This is a genomic window from Streptomyces aurantiacus JA 4570 (assembly GCF_000414115.1).
Lineage (GTDB): Bacteria > Actinomycetota > Actinomycetes > Streptomycetales > Streptomycetaceae > Streptomyces > Streptomyces aurantiacus_A.
In genome coordinates, this window is record NZ_AOPZ01000316.1 from 34,462 (window position 1) to 58,913 (window position 24,452).

Annotated in this window: 24 protein-coding genes; 16 read left to right on the forward strand and 8 right to left on the reverse strand. The window is 71.0% G+C overall.

The window, feature by feature from the left end:
- The first annotated feature begins 318 nt into the window (after window positions 1–318).
- A complete protein-coding gene (locus STRAU_RS27535; protein ID WP_016643682.1) occupies window positions 319–756 on the forward strand; it encodes a hypothetical protein in 438 nt (145 codons plus the stop codon).
- A 238-nt stretch (window positions 757–994) separates the two neighbouring features.
- The gene (locus STRAU_RS27540; protein ID WP_037662275.1) at window positions 995–1,876 is read left to right on the forward strand and encodes an alpha/beta fold hydrolase; all 882 of its coding nucleotides are present in this window, start codon (window positions 995–997) and stop codon (window positions 1,874–1,876) included.
- A 98-nt stretch (window positions 1,877–1,974) separates the two neighbouring features.
- Here STRAU_RS27540 and helR read toward each other — a convergent pair whose 3' ends face one another.
- Window positions 1,975–4,173, reverse strand: a complete 2,199-nt coding sequence (gene helR, locus STRAU_RS27545; protein ID WP_016643686.1) for an RNA polymerase recycling motor ATPase HelR — start codon at window positions 4,171–4,173, stop codon at window positions 1,975–1,977.
- 363 nt (window positions 4,174–4,536) lie between these two features.
- Here helR and STRAU_RS27550 point away from each other — a divergent pair, with 363 nt between their 5' ends.
- The gene (locus STRAU_RS27550; protein ID WP_016643685.1) at window positions 4,537–5,235 is read left to right on the forward strand and encodes a TetR-like C-terminal domain-containing protein; all 699 of its coding nucleotides are present in this window, start codon (window positions 4,537–4,539) and stop codon (window positions 5,233–5,235) included.
- 33 nt (window positions 5,236–5,268) lie between these two features.
- Here the strand turns inward: STRAU_RS27550 and STRAU_RS27555 are convergent, their stop codons facing one another.
- Complete coding sequence (locus STRAU_RS27555; protein ID WP_052029310.1) at window positions 5,269–6,087, reverse strand: hypothetical protein; 819 nt, start codon at window positions 6,085–6,087, stop codon at window positions 5,269–5,271.
- Window positions 6,027–6,575: a hypothetical protein gene (locus STRAU_RS39245; protein ID WP_158692135.1), complete on the reverse strand. Its 549-nt coding sequence runs from the start codon at window positions 6,573–6,575 to the stop codon at window positions 6,027–6,029. The genes STRAU_RS27555 and STRAU_RS39245 overlap by 61 nt, the downstream gene beginning before the upstream one ends.
- Before the next feature lie 119 nt (window positions 6,576–6,694).
- Between STRAU_RS39245 and STRAU_RS27560 the strand changes: the two genes are divergently transcribed.
- The 6 genes from STRAU_RS27560 to STRAU_RS27585 all read left to right on the forward strand — a co-directional run bounded on the left by STRAU_RS27560 (window position 6,695) and on the right by STRAU_RS27585 (window position 11,453).
- On the forward strand, window positions 6,695–7,795 hold the full coding sequence (locus STRAU_RS27560) for an ABC-2 transporter permease (protein ID WP_016643689.1): 1,101 nt from the start codon (window positions 6,695–6,697) through the stop codon (window positions 7,793–7,795).
- A gap of 162 nt (window positions 7,796–7,957) precedes the next feature.
- The gene (ku, locus tag STRAU_RS27565) at window positions 7,958–9,013 is read left to right on the forward strand and encodes a non-homologous end joining protein Ku (protein WP_016643690.1); all 1,056 of its coding nucleotides are present in this window, start codon (window positions 7,958–7,960) and stop codon (window positions 9,011–9,013) included.
- Between the two features lie 161 nt (window positions 9,014–9,174).
- Window positions 9,175–9,546: a VOC family protein gene (locus STRAU_RS27570; protein WP_016643691.1), complete on the forward strand. Its 372-nt coding sequence runs from the start codon at window positions 9,175–9,177 to the stop codon at window positions 9,544–9,546.
- Window positions 9,547–9,641: 95 nt separating this feature from the next.
- Window positions 9,642–10,571 (forward strand): helix-turn-helix domain-containing protein, encoded by a 930-nt coding sequence (locus tag STRAU_RS27575; protein WP_016643692.1) that lies wholly within the window; start codon window positions 9,642–9,644, stop codon window positions 10,569–10,571.
- 9 nt (window positions 10,572–10,580) lie between these two features.
- Window positions 10,581–11,033 (forward strand): SRPBCC family protein, encoded by a 453-nt coding sequence (locus STRAU_RS27580; RefSeq protein WP_016643693.1) that lies wholly within the window; start codon window positions 10,581–10,583, stop codon window positions 11,031–11,033.
- A gap of 93 nt (window positions 11,034–11,126) precedes the next feature.
- Window positions 11,127–11,453, forward strand: coding sequence for a hypothetical protein (locus tag STRAU_RS27585; RefSeq protein ID WP_052029311.1), 327 nt, complete (start codon window positions 11,127–11,129; stop codon window positions 11,451–11,453).
- Between the two features lie 79 nt (window positions 11,454–11,532).
- Here STRAU_RS27585 and STRAU_RS27590 read toward each other — a convergent pair whose 3' ends face one another.
- Window positions 11,533–12,111 carry a snapalysin family zinc-dependent metalloprotease gene (locus STRAU_RS27590; protein ID WP_016643694.1) on the reverse strand — a complete coding sequence of 193 codons (579 nt, stop codon included), beginning with the start codon at window positions 12,109–12,111 and terminating at the stop codon, window positions 11,533–11,535.
- A 91-nt stretch (window positions 12,112–12,202) separates the two neighbouring features.
- On the reverse strand, window positions 12,203–13,003 hold the full coding sequence (locus tag STRAU_RS27595; RefSeq protein ID WP_016643695.1) for an SAM-dependent methyltransferase: 801 nt from the start codon (window positions 13,001–13,003) through the stop codon (window positions 12,203–12,205).
- Between the two features lie 232 nt (window positions 13,004–13,235).
- Between STRAU_RS27595 and STRAU_RS27600 the strand changes: the two genes are divergently transcribed.
- Window positions 13,236–13,853, forward strand: coding sequence for an alpha/beta fold hydrolase (locus tag STRAU_RS27600; RefSeq protein WP_016643696.1), 618 nt, complete (start codon window positions 13,236–13,238; stop codon window positions 13,851–13,853).
- Between the two features lie 153 nt (window positions 13,854–14,006).
- Here STRAU_RS27600 and STRAU_RS27605 read toward each other — a convergent pair whose 3' ends face one another.
- The gene (locus STRAU_RS27605) at window positions 14,007–14,528 is read right to left on the reverse strand and encodes an EF-hand domain-containing protein (protein WP_016643697.1); all 522 of its coding nucleotides are present in this window, start codon (window positions 14,526–14,528) and stop codon (window positions 14,007–14,009) included.
- Window positions 14,529–15,008: 480 nt separating this feature from the next.
- On the opposite strand from STRAU_RS27605, the gene STRAU_RS27610 reads away from it, so the two are divergent.
- From STRAU_RS27610 to STRAU_RS27630, 5 genes are all read left to right on the forward strand, one after another.
- The gene (locus STRAU_RS27610; RefSeq protein WP_016643698.1) at window positions 15,009–15,320 is read left to right on the forward strand and encodes a hypothetical protein; all 312 of its coding nucleotides are present in this window, start codon (window positions 15,009–15,011) and stop codon (window positions 15,318–15,320) included.
- An 11-nt stretch (window positions 15,321–15,331) separates the two neighbouring features.
- Complete coding sequence (locus STRAU_RS27615) at window positions 15,332–16,396, forward strand: cobalamin-independent methionine synthase II family protein (protein WP_037662322.1); 1,065 nt, start codon at window positions 15,332–15,334, stop codon at window positions 16,394–16,396.
- A gap of 254 nt (window positions 16,397–16,650) precedes the next feature.
- On the forward strand, window positions 16,651–17,511 hold the full coding sequence (locus STRAU_RS27620) for an ABC transporter ATP-binding protein (protein WP_016643700.1): 861 nt from the start codon (window positions 16,651–16,653) through the stop codon (window positions 17,509–17,511).
- On the forward strand, window positions 17,508–18,491 hold the full coding sequence (locus STRAU_RS27625) for an iron-siderophore ABC transporter substrate-binding protein (RefSeq protein ID WP_016643701.1): 984 nt from the start codon (window positions 17,508–17,510) through the stop codon (window positions 18,489–18,491). Before STRAU_RS27620 ends, STRAU_RS27625 begins: the two co-directional genes overlap by 4 nt.
- 4 nt (window positions 18,492–18,495) lie before the next feature.
- Window positions 18,496–20,571, forward strand: coding sequence for an iron ABC transporter permease (locus STRAU_RS27630; RefSeq protein WP_016643702.1), 2,076 nt, complete (start codon window positions 18,496–18,498; stop codon window positions 20,569–20,571).
- Window positions 20,572–20,718: 147 nt separating this feature from the next.
- On the opposite strand, the gene STRAU_RS27635 is transcribed toward STRAU_RS27630, so the two are convergent.
- Window positions 20,719–21,078: a DUF6204 family protein gene (locus tag STRAU_RS27635; RefSeq protein WP_016643703.1), complete on the reverse strand. Its 360-nt coding sequence runs from the start codon at window positions 21,076–21,078 to the stop codon at window positions 20,719–20,721.
- 137 nt (window positions 21,079–21,215) lie between these two features.
- On the opposite strand from STRAU_RS27635, the gene STRAU_RS27640 reads away from it, so the two are divergent.
- Window positions 21,216–22,697 carry a rhamnulokinase gene (locus STRAU_RS27640; RefSeq protein ID WP_052029312.1) on the forward strand — a complete coding sequence of 494 codons (1,482 nt, stop codon included), beginning with the start codon at window positions 21,216–21,218 and terminating at the stop codon, window positions 22,695–22,697.
- A gap of 84 nt (window positions 22,698–22,781) precedes the next feature.
- Here STRAU_RS27640 and STRAU_RS27645 read toward each other — a convergent pair whose 3' ends face one another.
- Window positions 22,782–24,431, reverse strand: coding sequence for an ABC-F family ATP-binding cassette domain-containing protein (locus STRAU_RS27645; RefSeq protein WP_016643705.1), 1,650 nt, complete (start codon window positions 24,429–24,431; stop codon window positions 22,782–22,784).
- Window positions 24,432–24,452 lie beyond the last annotated feature (21 nt).

Sequence of the window (24,452 nt, forward strand, 5' to 3'; positions counted from 1 at the left end):
GATCAAATGTCTTTAAACAGACCGAATCAGTAAACTTTGGCTGCAATTAGACATTTCTGGTCATGCCAAAACGAGTACGCCGATCAGTGGGCCAGGCGTCGACGGAAGGCAGTGCCTGGCCCGCCGTCCGGCAGGGCGAGAGGGGCCGCGGTGTGGCGTGGTGCCGAATCGTGCTGGCGCCGGGGATGCGGAGTGCGGGGGCGCAACTGGCACGGGCTTCGGCTGTGTCCCTGCAGGCAGGAGCACCATCGGAGGAGCGGCCGAAAGAACATGACGGCGCCTCAGGCGGTGTACTGGCACCCAGTTCAGGGAGGGCGTATGGAACGCAAGGGATACATCCGGCTGGCAGGAGCCGCCGTGACGCTGGCCGCAGGCGGTGTCATAGCCATGGCCCCCGGGGCGGCCGCAGCCCCGCCCACACCCGCGGCCGCGTACAACAAGGCATGCGGCACCGGCTACAAAATCGTCAACCAGATCAACATCGGGAAGGCGGGGACGTCCTATCTGACCTATAACCCCGCGACAGGAAAAAACTGTGCTGTGACGATCCGCAGCACCCCGGGCCCTGCTGTCCACATGTACGTCTGGGTCCAGCGGGACGACACCAGAGACTACGCCGATGACGACGGCTACTACCGGTCGTACGCGGGGCCCGTCTACCTCGAGGCCAAGGGCTACTGCGTTTCCTGGGGCGGGGTGATCGCGGGCGAGTCAGCCGACAGGAGCGGCACCAACTGCGGTCGGATCACCGGGTGACATGCGCTCCAGCGCCCGGTAGCGAAGGAGTATGGCCGCGACGCCGCCTGTTGCCGCCTCGCTCGGCATCACGTACGCCGCACCGTGGCCACGGCGACCGACCCCAGCCGATCACTGAAACATGCCCGACAGCCGCCTCTCCGCCAACGACTTGGGCGCGGAGCGATGATTCCTGGTGCCGCCGCCGGTCTTACTTCACAACAACGCGATGACCGATGCGACCGAGGAGCGAACCACCATGGCCGAGGCAGAGACCCGCACACTGACCGTGCCCGGGGCCACCCTGTGCTACGACATCCGAGGCGACCGGACCGGCGGCACGACGGGTGAGAACGTCCTGTTCCTGGTCGGCTCGCCCATGGACGCCGCCGGGTTCGCCACGCTGGCGTCCCACTTCACCGACCGCACGGTCGTGACGTACGACCCGCGTGGCACCGGCCGCAGCCAACGGCACGACGGCGCCACGCAGTTGACACCGCAGGAACACGCCGACGACCTGCGGCGGGTGATCGAGGACCTCGGAGCGGGGCCGGTCGACGTCTTCGCGAGCAGCGGCGGAGCCGTCAACTTGCTCGCTCTGGTGGAGCGGCACGGCGAGCTGGTGCGCACCCTCGTCGCGCACGAACCGCCGACGGCCCAGGTGCTCCAGGACCGTGAGGCGGCGCTGGCGGCCATCGCGGACATCCACGCCACGTACCAGCGCGACGGGGTGGGCCCCGGGATGGCGAAGTTCATCGCGGTGTCCAGCCGGAAAGGCCCGTTCCCCGCCGACTGGGCGGACGAGCCCGCGCCCGACCCCGCCGACTTCGGACTGCCGACGCAGGACGACGGCTCGCGTGACGACCCGCTGCTGGCCCAGAACCTGCTGGCCTGCACCGGCTACCAGCCCGACTTCGCCGCGTTGCGTGCCGCCTCCACGCACATCGTCGTCGCGGCCGGCCAGGAGTCCGAAGGCGAGCTCGCCGCCCGGGCGGCGGCCCAGATCGCCACCCGGCTCGGCGTCGATCTGACGGTGTTCCCCAGTCACCACGGCGGATTCCTCGGCGGCGAGTACGGCCAGCACGGCGCCCCGGAGGACTTCGCGAAGGCGCTGCACCAGGTATTGGGGAACGGCAACTGACCGAGCGACTGGGCGACCAGGTGGTGCGGGGGGCCTCGGAGCGCCTCCCACCCGGCCGGTGAGGGCCGGACGGGCGGGAGGCGTTCGTCCGGCCGGCGTCAGGAGCTCGTGAGGATGACGAGCTGCTGCGTCGCCCGGCTCATCGCGACATAGCGATCGACCGCCCCCTCGATGCCCTCGCCGAACGCGTCCGGGTCCACCAGGACGACCAGGTCGAACTCGAGCCCCTTCGACAGCTCCGGGGTCAGCGACCGGACGCGGGGCGTCGAGCGGAACGCGGGATCGCCGATGACGCACGCGACCCCCTCGGCGTGTGCGGCGAGCCAGTCGTCGAGGATCGAGTCCCGTTCCGCGACGGATCCGTGGACGACCGGGATGCCGCTGGTGCGGATGGACGTCGGCACATTGGCGTCAGGCAGCGCCGCACGGATGGCCCGCTCGGCCTCCGCCATGACCTCTTCCGGCGTCCGGTAGTTGACGCTCAACGGGGCCACGTCGACCCGGTCGAGCCCGACCCGCGCGAGCCGCTCCTGCCACGACTCCGTGAATCCGTGCCGGGCCTGGGCGCGGTCCCCGACGACGGTGAAGCTGCGGGACGGACAGCGCAGCAGCAGCATCTGCCACTCAGCGTCGGTCAGTTCCTGAGCCTCGTCCACGATGACGTGCGCGAACGGGCCGCCGAGCAGATCCGGGTCGGCGGTGGCCAGTTCGGACTCGTCGACCAGGCTGACCTGGGCGTCGTGGCCGCGCAGCATCGTCACCAGCCCTTCGCCGTCGTCGCCGTCGGCACCCGAGGTGGACACGGCGTCGATCAGGTTGTCGACGACCTGCGCCATCCGCTCGCGCTGGGCGTCGAGGACGGCCGCCTGCCGACGCTGCTTCCTGGCCGCCTCCGGATCGCCGAGCCGATGCCGTGCCGCGTCCAGGAGCGGCAGGTCGGACACCGTCCACGCCTGGGCGTCGGCGCGCTGCAGCTTCCGCACCTCGTCACGGTTGAGCCAGGGCGCGCACTTGCGCAGGTAGGCGGGGACCGACCAGAGGTCCCCGACGAGATCGGTGGCTTCGAGCATCGGCCATGCCCGGTTGAGGGTCGTGACCAGCTCTCGGTTCTGCCGCAGCGACTTCCGGAACAGCTCGGGCGGTACCTCTTCGCCGTCGTATCCGCCCTCGTGCTTGTCCAGCAGGATCGTGACCAGCTCCTCCCAGACCTGTTCACGGGCTTCGTTGTGCGGAGTGCCGGGTTCCGGAGCTTCGAACGCCGCCGCCCAGTCGTCGGCGCTGAGCCAGACGTCGGACCAATGGGTCGAGACCGTCATGCCCTTGGTCGGCGGCTCTTCGTAGATGCCGACGGCCGGCTCGATCGCCTTCACCATGTTCGCGGACGACTTCAGCAGCGCCACCTCCGGATCGGCCTCGGCCGGTGCTTCGGCTCCCTCGGCGACGAGGTCCCGCACGATGCAGGTCTGCACGCCCTCCTCCCCGAGGCTGGGGAGGACGTCGGCGACGTAGTCCAGGTAGGGCCGGTGCGGACCGACGAACAGTACGCCGCCACGACGGTGGCCGAGGCGGGGGTCGGAGTAGAGGAGGTAGGCGGCGCGGTGCAGGGCGACGACGGTCTTCCCCGTGCCCGGACCGCCGTCGACGACGAGGGTGCCGCGGGATCCCGCCCGGATGATGGCGTCCTGGTCGGACTGGATGGTGCCGAGCACGTCACGCATCCGGGACGACCGGTTGCCGCCGAGACTTGCGATGAAGGCGGACTGGTCGTCGAGCGCGGCGTGCCCCTCCAGCCCGTCCGAGGTGAACACCTCGTCCCAGTAGTCGCTGATCCGGCCGCGGGTCCAGCGATACCTGCGGCGGCTCGCCAGCCGGCGGCTCGCCAGCCCCATCGGGTTGGCGTGCGTCGCCGCGAAGAACGGCTCGGCCGCGGGCGAGCGCCAGTCGAGCAGCAGCCGGCGCCCCGTACTGTCGGTGAGGCCGATTCGTCCGACGTACACGGGCTCGGCGTCGTCCGCGCCGACCATGTGGCCGAGGCACAGATCCAGCCCGAAGCGCCGCAAGGCGCGCAGGCGACCGGTCAGCCGGTGGATCTCCGTGTCCCGGTCCATCGCCTCCCGGCCGATGCCGCCGGGCGCCCTGCGCTGGGCGTCGAGACGGCCGGACACTTCGGCGATCGCCTGCTCGAGGCTCTCCGCGATGGCCGCGAAGTGCCGCTCGTCGGCGTCGATCAGCTTCGGGTCGGCCTTGGGAGAGAGGCGATCGGGAAGGTCGAACGCACTGATGGCCAGGGGATTCATGTCATCAGCTCCGATCCGAGGTCGCGTCGGTCGCGTCCGCGACATTCGGCGGCACGCATGCCCGCGCCTCGGCGCCGCGCGCCCCTGCCCGCGGCGCGAGGCCCACCAGCGGCTCGACGTCACCGCACGATCTGTAAACCGACAACAACACACGCACTTCGTGAATCTCCGATTCCCGCAGGTACTGGCTTTGGCCAGTGATTCTGCGGTACGAAGGGGGCCTTGCCGCAAGCCCCCCTGTGCGCTATAAGTTGAAAGTGGCAAGGAGTGGGTACTCCTCTTTGCCCTGCCCCGCCGATCCGGACGGGCGCGTTCTTCACCCCGCCACCCATGTTGGGGCAACTTGTCTTGCGGGTCCGGCGGATGGCGACGATGAGCACGACGGACGCCGCGACGATCACCCCGACGAACGCCGGGTGGAGGTCCTTGGACAGGCTCGGCGCCCCGTCGGACCGCGTCAGCCACACGGTCAGCGGGATCGCGTACGCGACGGCGAGCGCCGCGGCCGCCCAGCGAACCGCTCGGTCGTGCGCGCGGAGCAGGCTGCCGACCATGGGCGTGAGCGGACCCGCGCTCTACCGGTACTTCGCCAACCGCGACGAGTTGATCACCGCGCTCATCAGGGACGCGTACCGGAGCCTGGCCGACACCTTCCGCGCGGCCGCGGAATCCGGTGCCGACGTGTCCGCGCTGGCGCACGCGCTGCGCGGATGGGCGATCGAGGACCCGCAGCGGTACTTCCTCGTCTACGGCACCCCCGTCCCGGGCTACCACGCCCCGGACGACGTCACCACGATCGCGTCCGAGATCATGACGACCCTGCTGGACGCGTACGCCGCGCGGCCCTCGGACGGACGCCCCGAGACGCCGTTCGACGCGCACCTCGAGGACCACCGGAAGTGGGCGGACGGCCATCCCGCCCCGTCCGCCACCCTCCACCGGGCCCTGTCCTGCTGGACCCGCCTGCACGGCGTCCTGTCCCTCGAACTCGCGGGCCACTTCACCGGGATGGGATTCGACCCGGCGCTGCTCTTCACGGCCGAGTTGAACGACCTGACCTGAATCCGGCCGGCCGCGTCAGGGCGTGCTGACCGATCAGGGCGTGTCGACCGAGAAGACCACGCGCTTGCCCGCAGCGGTGTTGATGCGTTCGTTGATGCCCCAGAGCCGGTCCGTGGACCAGGAGTAGTTGAGGTTCTGGGTGTAGACGGGGGCGGCGGTCATGACGTGCGGCGCGGTGTTGGCCTGTGCCTTGTGGACGCAGGAGTACGGATCGTCGGCGGTGCCGCCGCCCGCCCCGGTGGGGCAGGTACCCGCCATGTACCAGTTGGTGCCGTCGGTGGCCGCGCCCTGCATGGACCAGACCGGGGAGGTGTACGCGGCCGAGGCATTGCCCCGCGGGAGCTTGGTCGCGGCGTCGAGCGGCCAGCGCACGACGCGGCCGCCCGCCGCGTCCTTCTTGTACTCGGCCGAGACGAGCGCGTCCTGGCCGCCGGTGCGGTCGAGGCTGAGGGAGTTGAGGCAGGGAGTGGTTCCCTGGGTGACGGTGCAGGCCGTGTTGCCGGTGGTGGTCTGGTACATCGCGACCATCGGGACGGCGTAGTTGTGCCACAGACCCGACGAGGTGGTGCCGGAAATGCCCACCTCCTTCGCCTGCTTGTTCAGCTTCCAGATGTGCCTCAGGTCGTAGACCTGGAGGTAGCGCCCGTTGGCGACGAAGGCACGATCGCCGTACCAGACGACGCCGTCGACGTGATTGCCGGAAACCACGCGGAAGTTGCCCTTGCCGTCCGCGCCCTTGCCGGGCTGGACCAGGAGCAGGTTGTGATAGTTGGGCGTGCCGTTCGCCGCGTTCACCAGGGTGAGCCGGGCGTACTCGTCGCCGCGCCGCTTGGCCGGATCGGGGTTGCCCATGTCGGTGCTGTGATGCCAGGTCGCGGCGTAGGAGGGGATGCCCTTCCACTTTCCGTCGGGGGGGCCGTCCCGGTATCGCTGTACGGCAGGGACAGGCCCTGGGGTGTCCAGCCGCCGTCCGTGGCGTTCCAGCTGCTCGACGTGTCGTCCTGCTTCTTCCAGCAGTACCCGCCGGGCTTGAGGCTCGCGGACAGGCCGGTGTCATGGCAGAGCCCGGCGACACCGGTGTTGCCGCCCGTCTTGAGAAGCGTGCTGACGTCGATGTTCTTGACGGCGCCGGTCTTCTCCACCGCCTCGACGGCGGCGTCCATGCCGTTGGCGCCGCCTCCGGAAACGACTTGGTTGAGCTTGAACTGCGACACGGTGCCGGGGTCCACCGAGCCGAACGGCATTGCCGCGGCCGCCGGTTCGGCGTTCACGAGCATCGTGGCGACGGCCGCCGCCGCGGCACCGGCCACTGCCAGTCCTATACGCCATGCGTGAGTCATGGACCGACCTTAGGCGTGCGTCGCAGGCGCCCTCTGCCGCGGGTCGGGCGCCCGTTTCCGTTACACCGACCGGAGCAGTTGTGGGGGAGGGGGGACTGATCGTGATCTAGCTTGACGTTATGCCCGAAATTCCCGAAAGTTCTCCATCGGCGGACGCGCCCCGCCCCCGCCCTCCGCACGGAGAACACGGCAGACGGGCCGGCTGGCCCGAGCGATGGGAAGCGTTCAAGGAGTCGCCCTTCCTGCCGGCCACCGTGCTGGTGTTCATCCTGGCCGCGGCCGCCGGGCTCTTCGCGGGCTCGTACACGTACGCCATGGCCAATCCCACCCCCCGGCAGGTGCCGACGGCGGTGGTGGGCGCAGAGCGCGCGACGCGCGGCGAAGCGTTCCTGACGGGGATGGAGAAGGCCCTCGACGCCTCGATCGAGATCCACCGCTACGACACCGTGGCCGCCGCCCGCGAAGCGGTCGAGCAGCAGGAGGTCTTCGCGATCCTCGATGTCCGCCCGGGCGAACGCGTGGCACTCGACGTCTCCGGCGCTTCCGGCGCCTCCGTGGCGGACTTGCTGGCCGAGACCGCGACGAAGGTCGGACGCACCGTCGGAGTCCCGGTGACCGTCCACGACCTCAACCCCCTGCAGCCCGGGGACCCCCGCGGTCTGGCGATCTTCTACATCTCACTGGCCGCCGTGATCATCGGCTTCGTGGGGGCCATCCAGTTGAGCGTGCACGCCCGCGCGCTCAACCCCGCCGAGCGCATCGCGTTCACCCTCGCCTACGCCCTGCTGGGCGCCTTCGCGATCGCCGCGGTGGTCGACTGGTGGCTGGGCGCTCTCGACCTTCCCTTCGTCCAGTCCTGGCTCATCCTGAGCCTGACCATGTTCGCCTCCGGCATGGTCTTCACGATGTTCAACACCCTGGTCGGACGGTGGTCGATGATCCCTACGTGGGGCCTGATGGTGCTCCTCGGCAATCCGTCCTCGGGCGGAGCGGTGTCCTGGCCGCTGCTGCCCTCCGTGCTCGGGCACATCGGCCGGTGGCTGCCACCGGGCGCCTCGGTCAACGCCCAGCACACGGCGGTCTACTTCAACGGCCACCAGCACGCCTTCCCCTACCTCGTCCTCGCCGCCTGGGCGCTGGTGGCTAGTGCCGTGTTCTGGGTGTGGCGCCACCGCCACCCCGGAGGACGCGAGAGGGGCCCCGCTCACGCGGCGGCGTGACCGGCCCCGAGGCGCGCGCAGGACACCGGGCCGGCTGCGCCCCGGGCACGCGGCGGCGATGCCGGTCCGGAACGGGCCGGAGCAAGATCTTCGCCGCTGCGTGTGCGAACCGGGGAAGACACTCCTAGCCTGGAGGTCTCGGGGCTGTCTGGGAGGTTCGTCATGCCCCGCCCCGTATGGGCCGGCGCCATCACCTTCGGCCTGGTCACGATTCCGATCAAGGTGGTCGCCGCCACCGAGGACCATTCCATTCGCTTTCACCAATATCACCTGGAAGACATGGGGCGGATCCGTACCCGCAAGGTGTGCGAGATCGAGGACCGGGAGGTGAGCCAGGACGAGATCGGCAAGGGGTACGAGGTGTCCGGCGACACCCTCGTCGCGGTGTCCGACGCGGAGCTCCGTGAGATCCCGCTGCCGACGGCCAAGGCGATCGAGATCGCCGCGTTCGTCCCCTATGAGAGCATTGATCCGATCCGGATCCGGGAGGGCTACTACCTCGAGCCGGACCGCAAGGTCGCCGAGAAGCCGTACACGCTGCTGCGCAAGGCCCTGGAGCGGAACGCGAAGGCGGCGGTGGCGAAATTCGCCTGGCACGGCCGGGAGCGGCTCGGTCTGCTCCGCATCCGCGACGACGCCATCGTGCTGCACGCCATGCGCTGGCCCGACGAGATCCGTTCCCCGGAGAGCCTTGCCCCCAAGGACATCGATGTCGACGACGGCGAGATCGACCAGGCCGTGCAGCTCATCGACTCCATGACCCGCGACGAAGGCATCGAGGGCGCGGAGTGGGCCACCGACCGCTACACACAGGCGCTGGAGGAGGTCATCCACGCGAAGGCGGAAGGCAAGAAGCCGCCTCGCGCGGAGACGGAGGAAGCGCCGGCGGGCGAGGTCGTGGACCTCATGGCCGCACTCCAGCAGTCCGTGCAGCGGGCCCGCGAGACGCGTGGCGAGTCCGACGCGGACGTGCACGAACTGAAGCCGAAGAAGAGGGCGGCGAAGAAGACCGGCCCCGACCGGACCGCCAGGAAGACGGCTGCGAAGAAGACCGCGGGAAAGAAGACAGCGGCGACGAAGACCGCGGCCAAGCAGTCCGCGGCCAAGCAGTCCGCGGCGAAGAAGACCACAGCCAAGAACACCACAGCTAAGAAGAGCCCGGCCAAGAAGGGCCCGGCGAAGAAGGCCGCGTCCGGCAGGCACCGGCGGAGCGCCTGACCGGGCGACCGTGCCGCACCCCGCCCCCTTACGGTGCAGAAATCGGGGCAACCGAACAGTGCACCGCCGAAAGGACGGCCGGAGCACCTCGGAACAGCCGGACCACCTCCGGAACAGCCGGACCACCTCGGAATAGGATCGGAATAGGAGGCGAGAGCCCGATGGCGATCGCGACGTACACCCTCGTCGCCCTGGACTGCCGGGAACCGGAGTCGCTGGCCCGTTTCTACGCGGCCGTACTGGGCGGCGAGATCAAGCAGTACGACGAGGACTGGTACGACCTGTACGCCCCCGGCGGGCACCGCATCTCCTTCCAGCGCGCCGCCGACCACCAGCCGCCCAAGTGGCCCCAGGCGTCCTCCGATTCGCAGCAACTGCACCTCGACTTCACCGTCACCGACATGGACCGCGCCCAGGAAGAGGTCCTCGCCCTCGGTGCGAAGGCACTCGACCTGGACGACCAGGACGGCGAACGCGGCTTCCGTGTCTTCGCCGACCCCGCGGGGCACCCCTTCTGCCTCTGCCGGGAGTAGAGGCGGAGGCGCGTCGGCACTCGGCATCCGCGCGGGCGTGCCGGACGGTCAGCCGCGCGGATCCGCACGCGCCGCCGGGAACCTAGACTTGAGGCGTGTTCGACACGTCCGACTTCGATCTGGCTCCGTACGCCGATGTCGACACGGCACGGTTCGTGCGGCGTACGTACTGCAGTTGGCAGGACGCCGGTTGGCGGTCGTTGCTGGTGCAGAGCTTCACCCATGCGCGGGAGGTGGAGCACCTCGACCTTCCCGGAGTGTCCGATCTGCATCTCGTCCTCTGTACGGGAGGGACCGCGGAGATGCGGACGCGCGCCGACGGCAGGCCGACGCGTCGGCGCTGGGCCCCCGGCCGTCTGGAGCTCATGGTCCCCGGCCACTCGACCGTGCGCAGTTACCGCTCGACGACGACGATGAGCAGCGTCCAGGTGCACATTCCGCGGGCGACCGTGGAGCGGGCCGCTGCGGAACTCGGCGGTCCCGCGCCGGACTTCGAGGCGCTGTCCGCCGGGCTGGGCGCGGGCGACGCACTCGTCGAACACGTCGTGCGCGCCCTGCCGGGGGCGGAGGGCGCGACAGACGTGTACGCGGAATCAGCGGCCGCCTTCCTCGCCACCCATCTGCTGACGCGGGGCCGCGACCACCGCCCGCCGGGTCCCGACCGCGCGGCGGTACGCCAAGGCATCGCGATCATGCGGGACCGCCTGGCCCATCCGCTGACGCTCGCCGACATCGCCGCCGAAGTGCACTTGAGCGTCTACCACTTCATCCGCGTGTTCCGCGAAGCCACCGGCGAGACACCGCATCGGTATCTGACCCGGCTGCGGATCGAGCAGGCGCGGCGGCTGCTGGCCCGTACCGACCTCACCGTCGGGCAGATCGCCGAACGCTGCGGCTTCTCCAGCCCGGGAGGTCTCTCCTCGGTCTTCCTGGCGCATGTCGGCGTCCGGCCGTCGGTGTTCCGCAAGAACGCGTCGACAGGGGAGCAATTTCGCGCATGTCCCGCCCCGGGCACGCCGTCCTAACGTGGCGGCGTGCCCTACACCTATGCCGTGACCTCACATTCACCGGCGAAGCCCGAAGCCGTGTTCACCGTGCTCCTGCGCGCGGCCACCTGGCCCTCGTGGTCGCCGATCGACTCCGCCGAGATCGAAGGGGGAGGCGATCCCGACCTCCCGCAGGAGGTCGGCGACGTACGCGTGTTCCGTACCGGACGGGCGACCGCCCGCGAGAACATCGTCGAGCTGCTCGCCGACCGGCGGTTCGGCTACGAGAACGCGGGTGGCCCGTTCCGTTCCTACCGGGGCACCGTCGAGCTGGCCGAAACCCCGCAGGGCGGCACCGACATCACCTGGTCGGCCACCTTCGAGCCGAAGCTTCCCCTCTCGGGGCCGTTCTGGCGCTGGTATCTGACCCGCTTCATGCAGCGGATGGCCGACGGCCTGGCCGCGTACGCCGACACGGCGCCGACGCCGGGCGTGGCCTAACAGGGATCGCGTGGCCCTCGTGCTGCCAGGAACCGGCTATTCACCCGCCCGACCACTGCTCCACTTCGCCCGGGCCGTAATCAAGTCACCTGGGTGGAGAGGCAGACCGTCGAAGCGATCGACGCCGAAGAGGGCTCCTGTCGCCTGCTGGTCGGCAAGTCGTTGGGCTCCTTCGCCTGCGGCGTCGCTGCGGAACGCTCCCTTCCCGCAGCCTGGCTGACGCGAGTTCTGACGAGCAGTCATATCGTCCACGCACTCCAGCAGTCCACCGCTTCAACGCCACTCGTCGGCGGAAGCGCCGACAGGCTGTGGGACGCCCAGGCGGCACATTCCCTCGACGCGCTTCGGCAGGTCATGTCACGGTTCGAGCAATTCCTGAGGAAGGAGCTGGAGCCGACTCGTTCACGGTCTGGTGGCTGACCCACCGGACACGCCTTGGGGCGAGTGCCTGACCGCGTGTGTCGCGGTCAGGCACCGTGCGCTGTGATCTTCCGTGCGGCTATCGCGCGTCCACCAGCATGCGGCCGTCGGCTGGGGCGTGTGCGGCGCCGCCCGCGTAGGCGCGCTCGACCCGGGCCTGCTCAGCCGCGTCGGGCACCGCGTTCTTGCAGCTGGTGCCCGCGCTGGAACCCGACATCAACTGGGAGCACGGGCCGGGCTTGGTGTCCGGCAGGCCCAGGTTGTGGCCGAGTTCGTGGGCGGCGATACGGTTCTTGTCGTGGCCTTGCGTGACCGCCTGTTGGCCGAGTTGGACCTGAGCCCTGCCACCCGGGCGGACCGGGCCGAGGGTGGCCTGCGGCCAGCCGCTGGTGGCCACGATCTGGATCTCGGCCCGGGTGCCGGGCGCGGCCTCGACCAGCTTGACGTTCTCGACGTTCGAGTTCCACGAGGCGACACCGGCCGTGATCGCCGCCTCCCAGCCCGCGGCCCGGCTGTCGTCGTAGCGGAGCGTCACTACCGCCGACGTGTCTTTCGCCGTCGCCGGTTCCGGCGCGGACAGGGCGTTCGCCGCCGGTGCCGCGGTCAGGGCGACCGCGACGGCGGTACTCGCTATTCCCAGCCGTATGTGATGCAGCATTGCTGTCCCTTCACTTCACTTGTGGGGGGCCTCGGCTCCGTACGGAACCGAGAGTGTGTGGGGAGGGAAGTGCTGTGGTGCGGCGCCGGGGTCAGGGCTTGCGCGCCACCGCCCCGTACATCGCGATGGCCCGGTCGTCGACGGCGTGCTGCCCGTCGCCCGGCCGCCACTTGTGGACCTGGACCACGCCGGGCTCGACCAGCTCAAGGCCGTCGAAGAACGAGGTGGCGGTCGGCAGGTCGCGCAGCGCCATGGGCATGTTCTGCCGCGCGTACTCCTCGGCGACCTGGCCGACCTCCTCCGGGGCGAAGTCCGCGGTGCCGATCGTCATCGCCAGGAAGCTGCCCGACGGGAGCGGATCGAGCAGGCGCCGCACCAGACGGTGGTCGTCCGGCGGCAGGATGAAGTGCAGCATGCCGATGATCATCAGGCCGACCGGCTTGTCCAGATCCAGCAGTTCACTGAATTCGGGGCTGTCCAGGATGGCGTCGGGATCGTGCATGTCGGCGTCCACGTAGGCGGTCGCGCCTTCGGGCGAGCTCTGTAGCAGGGCGCGGGCGTGGGTGAGGACGATGGGATCGTTGTCCACGTAGACCACGTGCGACTCCGGTGCCGCCTTCTGCACCACCTCGTGCAGGTTCGGCGCGGTCGGCAGCCCGGTCCCGATGTCGAGGAACTGCCGAACGCCCTTCTCCTCGGCCAGAAATCGCCCCGCGCGGTGCATGAACCGGCGGTTCTCCCGCATGTGCACGGGCAGCGACGGCCAGTGCCGGCACATGGCGTCGCCCGCCTCGACGTCGACGAGATAGTGGTCCTTGCCGCCCAGGATGTAGTCGTAGACGCGAGCGGAGTGCGCCGTAGAGGTGTCAACTCTGTCCAGGGGGCTGGTCATACGCCGTTCCTATCCTCGCCACCAAAGGTCGTGGCAGACGGTACAGCGCCGGACCACTCCTCGAACAGCAGCCCCACGGCCATGAATACGTACGGGAGTTGAGACGGCCGGCCCCGGCGCCGGAGCGCCTCCGACGGGCAGCCGCGTGCACCGGGGGAGGGGCCTGTAGATTGTCCGTAGTCGCAAGGAGTTCCATTGCCTCACCGGGACCGGTCCCCGCGCGCGTGCCGCTGTGCTGTTGCTGCACGGCGGACACGAGTACGGCACGTCGGCGCCCGGCCCGTGGAATCTCCCCGCCGTCCGGATGCTCCCCTTCGAACGGGCCGCCCGCCGCGCCACGGCGGAGCACGCCGTGCTCATCGGGCGGGTCCGCTACCGCTGCCGCGGCTGGAACGGGGAGCGCGCGGACGCGGCCCGCGACGCCGAGGCCGCGTTGAGCGAACTGGCCGAGATCGCGGGTGACCTGCCGACCGTCCTGGTGGGCCACTCGATGGGCGCCCGAGCCGCCCTGCGCGCGGGCGGGGCCCCCGGCGTGCGGGGAGTCGTCGGGCTTGCCCCGTGGTGCCCTCCGGAGGATCCGGTGCGGCACCTCGACGGCCGACGCGTCGTACTCCTCCACGGTGACCGGGACCGCGTGACCGACCCGCAGGCGTCCGTCGACTTCTGCGCCCGGGCCAGAACCGCGGGCGCGCACGCGAGCTTCGTGGAAGTGCGGGGCAGCGGCCACGCCATGCTCCGGCGGGCGGCCGCATGGCACGGGCTCACCGCGCGTGCGGTGACCGGGTTGCTCGGCCTCACACCGCTGTCTTCGCGTTTCTCCGGTGAGGGGTGTCTTCCGGCGCCTCCCTGACAAGCTCGAACAGCTCGGGCCTCTGGTCGGTGACGCCGCCAGGAGGCTCTCCCTGGTTCGGCCCACCATGCCGAACTGGGGCATCGGCGTATGACCCGAGAACGAGTATTGGCACGGCGCCGTGTGTCTGGGCACGCACCCGAGGCCCAGCCCTCATGTCGCTTCGGCTGTTCCGAGACTGTAGAGGGCTTCACCCATGGGGGACTGTCCCCCGCTGACGTGGGCGCGGACCGAGGCGAGGTATTCGTCCCGGCTGATCCGTCCATCGCCGTCGGTGTCCAGCACGGCGAACGCCGCCTTGATATTGCCGGCCGGGTTCCCCAGCGCCGTGCGCAGCGTCGTGAACTCCGCCAGGTCCAGGGCACCGTCCTTGTCGGTGTCGGCGAGGTCGAACAGTCCGCCGAGCACGGGCTCGCAGACGGTGTCGAACGCATCGGCCCCGGCCCATGCTTCGTACTCCTCGAAGGTCACCCCTCCGTCGCCGTCCGCGTCCATCGCCGCCCACGCCCGCTCACCGGCGGTGCGTGCGGCAATGACCAGGGGGTCGTCCTTGGTGCGCCCCGTCGCCGCTGCCACTCGCTCGGCGCGCGCGAAGTATTCGTCCGCCGAGATGACCCCGTCGCCGTCCGCGTCCAGCATGGCAAAGACGAGTCGCTTCGCAGTGATGTCGTCCATCGATGTTCCTTCTGCCAAGTTCACGCACATGGATCTGTGATCGCGTTCTGCCAGCCATACCCGATACGCCCGGGTTCCAGGCGCTCGCGACTGCTTGTCCTGCGGTGACGTGATGCACGAGCGCGCACTTCTCGGCGCACGAGACGAAGGGGCGCGGAGGGCGCGCTACGACAAGCCGGGGGCCGCGGGGGCGGCCAAGGGCCGTCATGGGCAGCCATGGGCCAGAAGTGAATCCGGATACCTGGAGGGCGCATGATCGGTGGACGTGGTGCGGCAATGGCCTTGAGCTCCCTGTTTCTGATGGGCTCGACGTGGGCGTAGGCTCCAGCCAGTCAGGCCGATGCAGCCAGGCACAGCGGGGGTGTCCTGTGCACGGGGCACAGTGAGAGCACGTACAACCCGCCCCTGACCCTCACGCCGCGCGAGACCCGCGTTCACACAGAGGCCCGGTACGAGTGCACCGTCGCGCCCGGCCGGACCATGTCAGCCACCGGTTCGCTGGAGGGGGTGTCACCGGAGGCATCCTGCGTCGCCCTGACCAACTCCCGCCTCACGGAAGACGTGCGGTATGCCGACGGCAAGCGGTCTTTGATCACCTACAGCAGCAGCACCACGCTCCGTGTCGCCGGCGTTCTCGTCGTCAGGCTGTCGGGCCGGGTCGCCGAAGGGCGCGGCGAGGGACATTCGGCACAGCGGACGGTTGCCGCGCTGCCCAACCAGCTGCCCACGCAATGCCTCACCTCCGGCCTCCAAGGCAGCAGCGGTCAGGCGCAGCTGGAGATCCAGCCGTGACCGCGGCCTCCGTGGGGATTCCCACCGAACCCATCGGCAGCATCCCTCGCCCCCCTGAGCTGCTCGCCGCCGTGGCGGCCCGTGCAGCCGGCCGGATCGGCGACGAGGAACTGGCTGCCTCTCAAGACCGTGCGGTCCGTGACACCATCCGGCGTCTGGAGGAGCTCGGCTCGCCGGTGGTCACCGACGGCGAACAGTCCAAGCCCAGCTTCGTCACGTACCCTCTCGCCGGGCTGGATCACCTTGCACCCGATGGCGTCGTCATTCCCTTCGCCGACGGACATCAGCGACAGCTGCCCCGCCTGACGGCCGGACCGCTGCGCTACGCCGTGCACGCCGACCGATATCTGCGGGCCGCATGCCTGCACGCGACCGTCCCTGTGAAGCAAGCTGTCATCGCCCCTTCGGCGTTGAGCCTGCTCTATCCGGCGGACGGCATCGACGGCTATCCCCGCCAAGCCTTCTTGGACGATCTCACCGCCGAGGCCGAGGCCGACATCCGAGGCTGCCTGGACGCCGGCGCACACAGCGTCCAGCTCGACTTCACCGAGGCCCGCCTCGCGCTGAAGCTGGACCCGTCAGGGGGCCTGCTGGAGCAGTTCATCACGCTCAACAACCGTGTCCTGGAACGCTTCTCCGCCGCCGAGCAGGCCAGGATCGGCGTCCACACCTGCCCCGGCGGTGACCAGGACTCCACCCACAGTCTCGACGTGGACTACGCCGGCCTGCTGCCCGCGCTGCTGCGGCTCAAGGCCGGAAACTTCTACGTCCAGCTGGCCAGCGAGCCGGAGCCGGACAAAGTCCTCGGTATCCTCGCCGATCATCTACCCGGCCAGGCCCGCGTGTTCGTCGGGGTGACCGACCCGATCGACCCGCGCGTCGAGACCCCTGCGCAGGTCCGCGACCGGGTTCTGGCCGCTGCCCGCCATCTGCCCGCCGACCGGCTCGGCACCTGCGACGACTGCGGATTCTCGCCCTTCGCCGACGACACCTCAACCTCTCGCGACACCGCCTTCGCCAAGATCCGCGCCCGGATCGAGGGCACTGCCCTGGCCGCCTGCGAGTTGGTCGGCTAGCCGCACGACAGCATGCCCGGCCTGCTTTGGGCGGTTCGATCGCCGGATGGCGACTGGACCGCCCAAAGATCTTGACAATGACTCGGCAGGGGCGGAGGCGTCCGGCCGAAGCTGGTCGTGGTCGGCGATGGCGGTGGGGCAGAGTCCGACGGGTGGCTCGGACGGGGGGTTCGTGAGACTGGCTGGATTTCTCCTTGCGGAAATAATGTGGGGCCCGTTTCGCTGCTCGGTAAGGTTAGGCTAACCTCCACGGCGTGCATGAAGGTGAAGAGACCGCCGCGGCCACGCGCCCCCAGGGTCATGAACTGTCGGCCACGGGTGTCACCGTGGCGTACGAAGGCGTCGATGTCGTACACGACGCTTCGATGACGCTGCGACCGGGCGACGTGACGGTCCTGGTGGGGCCGAACGGCAGCGGGAAGTCGACGCTGCTGCGCACGCTCGCGCGGCTGCAGCGGCCCAGGGCCGCCACGCTCGTCATCGACGGCGACACCGACGGCCTGGCCCTGAGCCCCCGCGCGTTCTCGCGCCGCGTCGCCCTGCTCACCCAGGGGCGCCCCACCCCCAGCGGGCTGACCGTGCGGGACGTGGTGGAATTCGGCCGCTACCCGTACCGGGGCCGTTGGGGCAAAGCGGACCCGGACGGCCGGGCCGCGGTGGACCGCGCGCTCGAAATGACGGGCGTCGCCGAACTCGCCGAACGCGGCGCCGAGCACCTCTCCGGAGGACAGCTCCAGCGCGTCTGGCTCGCCGGCTGCCTGGCCCAGGAGACCGGCGTGCTCCTGCTCGACGAACCGACCACCTACCTGGACCTCCGATACCAGGTCGAACTCCTCGACCTCATACGGGATCTCGCCGACGACCACGGGATCGCCGTCGGCGCCGTCCTGCACGACCTCGACCAGGCCGCCGCCGTGGCCGACCGGATCGTCCTGCTCGACGCGGGACGGGTCGTCGCGGACGGCGACCCCGAAGACGTACTGACACCGCAGCGGCTGACCGCCACGTACGGCATCCGTATCGAGGTCGGAACCGACCCCCTCACCGGCCATCTGCGCACCCGCGCCATCGGCCGACACCACTCGCGAAGCGAAAGGCTCAGCACCACCTCATGAGACGCCTCCTGATCACCGCGGCGGCCGCCACCGCCGCGGCCCTCACCCTGTCCGCCTGCGGCACCACCGAGCCCTCCGACGACGACGCGAAGAAGGGCGCCGAATCCCTCACCCTCACCGACGCCACGGGCGCGAAGGTGAAACTGAACGGTCCCGCCAAGAGGGTCGTCGGCACCGAGTGGAACGAGGTCGAGAGCCTGATATCGCTGGGCGTCGACCCGGTCGGCGTCGCCGACGTCAAGGGCTACAAGACCTGGGACAAGGCCGTCCCGCTGAAGAACGACCCCAAGGACATCGGCACGCGCGGCGAGCCGAGCATGGACACCGTCGCGTCCCTGAAGCCCGACCTCATCCTCGCCACCACCGACCTGCCCGCGGCCGCCGTGAAGCAGCTGCGCAAGGTCGCCCCGGTCCTCGCGATCCGCCCCGCCGACGCCGCGGACCCGATCGGGCGGATGACCGAGAACCTCGACCTCATCGCCAAGGCCACCGGCACCACCAAGCGGTCCGCGAAGCTCAAGAAGGACTTCGAGGCCAAGCTCGCCGAGGGCAAGAAGGCGCTCGCCGACGCCGGACTCGGCGGCGCGGACTACGCCTTCGCCGACGGCTACGTCACCTCCAACCAGGTCTCCATCAGGCCGTTCACCAGCGGCTCCCTCATCGGCGCCGTCAACGAGAAGATCGGCCTGAAGAACGCCTGGAAGGTCAAGGGCGACAAGAGCTACGGCCTCGGCGCCACCGACGTCGAGGGCCTCACCAAGCTCGACAAGGACGTGCAGTTCGCCTACATCGGCAACAAGAGCGACAAGACCAGCACCCCGTTCAACGGCGTCCTGGCCAAGGACAAGGTGTGGACGTCGCTGCCGTTCGTGAAGAAGGGCAACGTGCACCGACTGCCCGACGGCATCTGGATGTTCGGCGGCCCCGAGTCGATGAACCAGTACGTCGACTCCGTCGTCGACGCCCTGACGAAGAAGTAGCGCCATGGCCGTCACCGCAACCACCCCCACCGCTCGTCCGTCGACAGCCGCCTCCCGCACGGGCGCGGTCGCGGTGACGGCCGCACTGGTCCTCCTCGTCGCCGCGCTCGCGGTCGTGGACATCACGCAGGGCACGGCCGCCGTCGGCGCCCCGGAGGTGTGGAAGGCGCTCACCGGCCGGGCCGACCCGGCCGACGCGTCGGTCGTCATCGCCTCCCGGCTGCCGAGGATGACCGCGGGGCTGCTCGTCGGCGCCGTACTCGGCATCGCGGGCGCCGCCCTGCAGGCGGTCAGCCGCAACGTCCTCGCCGCCCCCGACACCCTCGCCGTCAACGCGGGCTCCTACTTCGCCCTCGGCCTCGCCGCGGCCTCCGGCATCTCGCTCCCGCTGCTCGCCTCCTCCGGCATCGCGTTCGCCGGCGGTCTCGTGGCGGCGGCCGTCGTCCTCGGCCTGTCCGGCCTGGGCGCCGGCACGGTCCGGCTCGTCCTCGCCGGCAGCGCCCTCACCCTCGGCCTCACCGCCGTCACCGAGGGGTTGCTCCTGTTGTTCCCCCAGCAGACGGACGGCCTCTACAAGTGGAACCAGGGCAGCATCGCGCAGAACGGCTTCGACGGCGTGCTGCAGATGCTTCCGATCTGCGCCGTCGGCCTCGTCGGCCTGGTGCTGCTCGCGCGCAGGGTCGACGCCCTGGCGCTCGGCGACGATGCCGCGCGCGGAGTCGGTGTCCCCGTCCGGGCGACCCGCGTCACCGCCGTCGTGCTCGCCGCCCTGCTCTCCACCGCCGCCGTCACCCTCGCCGGCCCCGTCGGCTTCGTCGGCCTGTGCGCCCCGGCCCTCGTGCGCCCCCTGGCCCGCAGGTTCCGCGCGTTCACCCGCTCGCGGGCGAGTCTGCCGCTCGCCGGCCTCACCGGCGCGGCGCTCGTGCTCGGCTCCGACGTACTGCTGCGCGCCGTAGTGTCGGCGGACCGGTCGGTGGCCGTGCCGACCGGCGTCGTCACCAGCCTGGTCGGCGCCCTCTTCCTGATCGTCATGGCCGCCAGGGTCCGGGACCCGGGCGGCGCCGTCCAGGCCGACCGGCTGCGCATCCGCAGCAGGGCCGTCTTCGTCACCACGACGGCCGTTCTGGCCGTCGTGCTCGTCGGCGTGACGATCGCCGCCGTGCTCCTCGGCGACAGCAAACTCCTGCTCGGCGACGTCGTGAACTGGGCACAGGGGCGGGCCGGTCAGACCCTCACCTTCGTCCTCGACACCCGGGTGCCCCGCGTCCTCGCCGCCCTGCTCGCCGGTGCGGCGCTCGCCCTCGCCGGGACCCTCATCCAGGCCGTGACCCGCAACCCCCTCGCCGAACCAGGTGTCCTGGGCGTGACGAACGGTGCCGCGGTCGGTGCCGTCCTGCTCGTGACGACGGTGCCCGCGGTCGGGTCGTGGAGCCTGGCCGCGGGCGCCTTCGCGGGCGCCGCCGTCAGCTCGGTCCTCGTCTTCGGCCTCGCCGCGAGGGGCGGGTTCCAGCAGAACCGGCTCGTCCTCGTCGGCTTCGGCGTCGCCACCGGGGCGTCCGCCGTCATCAGCCTGCTCATCATCCTCACCGACCCGTTCAACGCGACGAAGGCGCTCACCTGGCTCTCGGGCTCGACCTACGGGCGGTCCCTGCCCGACGTGGTGCCCCTCGCCGTCGTCCTCGCCGTGGGCCTGGCCGTCGCGGTCATGCGGCGCACCGAACTCGACCTCGTGTCGCTCGACGAGGACACCCCGAGGCTGCTCGGCCTCGACCTGGGCCGCGGACGCCTGGGCTTCCTCGTCCTCAGCGTCCTGCTGAGCGCCACCGCCGTGGCCGCCGCGGGCACGATCGGCTTCGTCGGACTGGTGGCGCCGCACGCGGCCCGCGCCCTCGTGGGCCGGCAGCACGCCAGGGTGGTGCCGGTCGCCGTGCTCCTCGGCGCCATCCTCGTGTGCACGGCGGACCTGGTGGGCCGCACGGTGATCGCCCCGGCCCAGCTCGGCGCCGGCCTCATGACGGCTGTGATCGGCACGCCGTACTTCCTGTATCTGCTCGTACGCAGCCGCCGTCGGTCGCCGTGAGGCGGTGCTGACCGGTTGTTGGAGTGCGGCGCCCCGGAACCATCAGGCCGCCACGGGCGCCCTGGGCACCAGCGTGCTGCCGCACGCCCTCACCGCCCACGGCCGCTCCGACGTGGCGCACGCCATCGCCACCCAGCCGCCGTGGGATCAGACCTTCTTCTGGGCGGCGGCGCGGCGCTGCCGTTTGCCCAGCGGTGCCTGGGACAGGTCCTCGGCCTGGGCCCGCAGGTTCTTGTAGCCGTAGCCCCGCTCGTCCAGCCACGCCTTCGCCGCCTCTTCGGCGCTTTCCGTCGCCTCCAGGATGTCCTCCTCCGCCTCCCCCGAGTCCAGGAAGCGGAAGGTGAAGACGGACCGCGCGACCAGGTCGTAGCTGAGGTGCCCCTCAGGAGTGAAGGCCGCGCGCAGGATGTCGTGTTCCGCGGCGCGAGCGAGGAGTTCGGCCCGCTGATCGGCGCTGAGCTGGTCGAAGACACCGCGGACGGTGATACGGAAGGTACGCGTACTCATCCCGCGACCCTAACCAGCAAGATCGGAGGACTCCACCGGGTTTTGAGGCACGGAACAGGGTCTGGGCGGCGACATCGTCAACGTGGTGCGCGGCTCGGGGATCTTCGTGGGCGGGAGACGCGGGTAGCACGGGAGGTATGGAGAGCGCGAGGCGTGCAGGGGCCGGACGGGCTGGGCGTACGGGGGCGTTCGCCGCGGTCGATCTGGGGGCGTCCAGCGGACGCGTCATGGTCGGCCGCGTCGGCCCCGACACCCTCGGCCTCGCCGAGGCGCACCGCTTCCCCAACCGTCCGGTCCGCCTCGCGGAGGGACTGCGCTGGGACGTGCTCGGTCTGTACGCGGGCGTCCTGGACGGCCTGCGCGCGGCGGGCGGGGTGGACTCGATCGGCATCGACGGCTGGGGCGTCGACTACGGCCTGCTCGACGGCGACGGCCGGCTGCTCGGCAATCCGGTCCACTACCGCGACGCACGCACCGACGGCATGGCGCAAAGGGCGTGGGCGACGGTTCCCGCGGAGCGGCTGTACGCCGAGACCGGCATCCAGGACACGCCCATCAACACCCTCTACCAACTCCTGGCCGCCCAAGGTACGGAGCAACTCGCCGCAGCGGCACGCCTGTTGCTCATCCCCGACCTCATCACGTACTGGCTGACCGGCGAGCAGGGCACGGAGCTCACGAACGCCTCCACCACCCAGCTGATCGACCCACGCACGGGCACCTGGGCGCACACGGTGGCCGGCGCCCTGGGCATCGACCTCTCCCTCTTCGCCCCGCTGCGTCGCCCCGGCGACCCGGCAGGCCGACTGCTGGCCCACGCGGCCGAGTTCACGGGACACGAGACACCGGTCACGACGGTCGGCTCGCACGACACCGCGTCCGCCGTGGCCGCCGTCCCCGCGACCGAGGGCGAGCGCTTCGCGTACATCTGCACCGGCACCTGGTCCCTCGCGGGGCTCGAACTCCACGCGCCCGTCCTGACCGAGCGGAGCCGGGCCGCGAACTTCACCAACGAACTGGGCATCGACGGGACGGTCCGCTATTTGCGCAACATCACGGGCCTGTGGCTGGTCCAGGAGTGCATGCGTTCCTGGGGCGAGTCGGACGTCGTGCGGCTGCTGCGGGAAGCGGCCGCCGTGCCCGGCCTGCGGTCGGTCGTGGACGCCTCCGACCCCGTGTTCCTGGCGCCGGGCCGGATGCCGGAACGGATCGCCGAGGCATGCCGGGCCACCGCGCAGCCCGCGCCGGTGACCCGCGCCGAGATCACCCGCTGCATCCTCGACTCGCTCGCCCTCGCCCATCGCCGCGCCGTCGAGGACGCCCAGCGGCTCGCCGACCACCCGGTCGACGTCGTGCACGTGGTGGGCGGCGGGGCGCGCAACCGCCTGCTGTGCCAACTGACCGCCGACGCCTGCGGGGTGCCGGTGGTCGCCGGCCCGGCCGAGGCCGCCGCGCTCGGCAACGTCCTCGTGCAGGCCCGCGCCCAGGGCCTCGTCGACGACCGGGCCGCGATGCGCGAACTCGTCGTACGCACACAGCCCTTGACGCGCTACGAGCCGACCCGCGGCCGGGACGCGGGCGCCTGGGAGGCGGCGGCCCGTCGCCTCCCAGGGCCATGAGACGGGCGGAGGGGAGGGGAGAAGTGGGCGCTCACCGGCGCCTACCGGGCGTGATGCGGATGTCATTCGGTCGTCATCCGGGCATCAACCCACCTCCAGCCGCGGCCAGTCCGCGAGGTCGCGCAGCAGCTGCCGGTCGTGCGTGGCGACGACGACGGCCGCGCTCGTGCGGCGGAGCGCGTCGGTCAGCTCGTCGACCAGCACCGACGACAGGTGATTTGTCGGCTCGTCGAGCAGGATGACGCCGGGCCGTCCCGCCAGCGCCAGCGCCAGGTCGAGGCGCCGCCGCTGCCCCTGCGACATCCGCCCGACCGGCGTGCGCAGCGCGTCGGGGTCGAGGAGTCCGAGCGCCCCGAGCGGGACGGCGTCGTCGTCGCGGATTTCCCCGCCGGCCACCAGCCGTCCCACATGGCGGGCGTGCACCTCGTGGGCGGTGAGCCCGGGAGCCTGCCCGGCGGTCTCCTGGGTGACCCGGACGACCCGCGCCCCCTGCGCCGTCCGGACGTACCCGTGCGTGGGCTCGAGCGAACCGGCCAGGACCGCGAGGAGCGTGGACTTCCCGGCACCGTTCGGACCGGTCACCAGCAGCCGGTCGCCACCGTCGAGGGTGAGGTCGACCGGCCCGGCGAGGCGCCCCTCGACCGCGACGCCGTACGCCCGCAGCTGCGGCGCGCCCGGCCGGACCCGTAGATCCGGCCACCGCAACGTCGGCGGCGGCTCCGGCACGTCGATCCGGTGCGCCCGCAGGGCCTCCTGCTGCCGGTTCAGGGCCTGCACGACGCCCGGTGCGCGGGACTGGCGCTGGTGCTTGCCGGTTCCCTTGTCGGGCCGCCAGCCGGTGGAGAGCCGGTCGCGGGCCCTGGACACCGCGTCCTGGAGCCGCCGGTGCTCGGCCTGCTGCTCCTCGTGGTCCTGCTCCCAGCGCTCGCGCTCCCGCCGCCGGGCGTCCTGCCAGGCGTCGTAGCCGCCCGCGTACAGGCGCGGCTTGTCGTCGCGGGTCGGGTCGAGGTCGAGGAACCGGTCCGCGACGTCGCGCAGCAGCGCCCGGTCGTGGCTGACGACGGCCAGGCCGCCGTCGTGCTCGCGCAGCCTGCGGGTCAGGAAGTCCAGGCCGGCCGCGTCGAGGTGGTTGGTCGGCTCGTCGAGCAGCAGCACGTCGTGCCGCGCGCCGAGCAGGCACGCGAGCCGGACCCGGTAGCGCTGCCCGACCGACAGCGTCGACAGCGGACGGTCCCGGTCGGCGCAGGCGCCAAGGGCATCGAGGGCGACGTCGACGCGCCGTTCGGCGTCCCATGCGTCGAGCCGGGTGGCGGCGTCGAGCGCGGCGGCGTAGCGGTCGTCGGCATCGGGGTCGCCCTCGGTCATGGCGAGGGCGGCCTCGTCCAGCGCGGCAAGGGCAGCGAGTGACGCGGCCAGCGCCTCGGACGTCAGGGTGCCGACGGTCGCGCCGTCCCGGACGGACAGCTCCTGGAGGGCCAGGCCGATCGTGCCTGCCCGGTGCAGGGTGCCCTCGTCCGGTGTGATGAGCCCGGCCAGTACGTGCAGCAGCGTCGTCTTGCCGCGGCCGTTCTCGCCGACGACGGCGACGCGCGAGCGGGCCGAGACGGTGACCGAGACGTCGCTGAGGACGCGCCGGGACCCGCGGGTGACGGTGACGCCCTCGGCACGGACATGTGCGCTGCCGCCCGCCTCGACGGGCAGGGACATGGCTTCAGGGGTCGGGGTGAGGTTCAACGGATGCTCCGCGGCTCGCAG

Bases quoted from the DNA above. Each gene is read 5' to 3' on its own strand.
- STRAU_RS27535 (WP_016643682.1), top strand. From the start codon at position 319: ATGGAACGCAAGGGATACATCCGGCTGGCAGGAGCCGCCGTGACGCTG.
- STRAU_RS27540 (WP_037662275.1), top strand. From the start codon at position 995: ATGGCCGAGGCAGAGACCCGCACACTGACCGTGCCCGGGGCCACCCTG.
- helR (WP_016643686.1), bottom strand. From the start codon at position 4,173: ATGAATCCCCTGGCCATCAGTGCGTTCGACCTTCCCGATCGCCTCTCT.
- STRAU_RS27550 (WP_016643685.1), top strand. From the start codon at position 4,537: ATGGCGACGATGAGCACGACGGACGCCGCGACGATCACCCCGACGAAC.
- STRAU_RS27555 (WP_052029310.1), bottom strand. From the start codon at position 6,087: ATGGGCAACCCCGATCCGGCCAAGCGGCGCGGCGACGAGTACGCCCGG.
- STRAU_RS39245 (WP_158692135.1), bottom strand. From the start codon at position 6,575: ATGACTCACGCATGGCGTATAGGACTGGCAGTGGCCGGTGCCGCGGCG.
- STRAU_RS27560 (WP_016643689.1), top strand. From the start codon at position 6,695: ATGCCCGAAATTCCCGAAAGTTCTCCATCGGCGGACGCGCCCCGCCCC.
- ku (WP_016643690.1), top strand. From the start codon at position 7,958: ATGCCCCGCCCCGTATGGGCCGGCGCCATCACCTTCGGCCTGGTCACG.
- STRAU_RS27570 (WP_016643691.1), top strand. From the start codon at position 9,175: ATGGCGATCGCGACGTACACCCTCGTCGCCCTGGACTGCCGGGAACCG.
- STRAU_RS27590 (WP_016643694.1), bottom strand. From the start codon at position 12,111: ATGCTGCATCACATACGGCTGGGAATAGCGAGTACCGCCGTCGCGGTC.
- STRAU_RS27595 (WP_016643695.1), bottom strand. From the start codon at position 13,003: ATGACCAGCCCCCTGGACAGAGTTGACACCTCTACGGCGCACTCCGCT.
- STRAU_RS27605 (WP_016643697.1), bottom strand. From the start codon at position 14,528: ATGGACGACATCACTGCGAAGCGACTCGTCTTTGCCATGCTGGACGCG.
- STRAU_RS27610 (WP_016643698.1), top strand. From the start codon at position 15,009: ATGTCAGCCACCGGTTCGCTGGAGGGGGTGTCACCGGAGGCATCCTGC.
- STRAU_RS27625 (WP_016643701.1), top strand. From the start codon at position 17,508: ATGAGACGCCTCCTGATCACCGCGGCGGCCGCCACCGCCGCGGCCCTC.
- STRAU_RS27630 (WP_016643702.1), top strand. From the start codon at position 18,496: ATGGCCGTCACCGCAACCACCCCCACCGCTCGTCCGTCGACAGCCGCC.
- STRAU_RS27635 (WP_016643703.1), bottom strand. From the start codon at position 21,078: ATGAGTACGCGTACCTTCCGTATCACCGTCCGCGGTGTCTTCGACCAG.
- STRAU_RS27640 (WP_052029312.1), top strand. From the start codon at position 21,216: ATGGAGAGCGCGAGGCGTGCAGGGGCCGGACGGGCTGGGCGTACGGGG.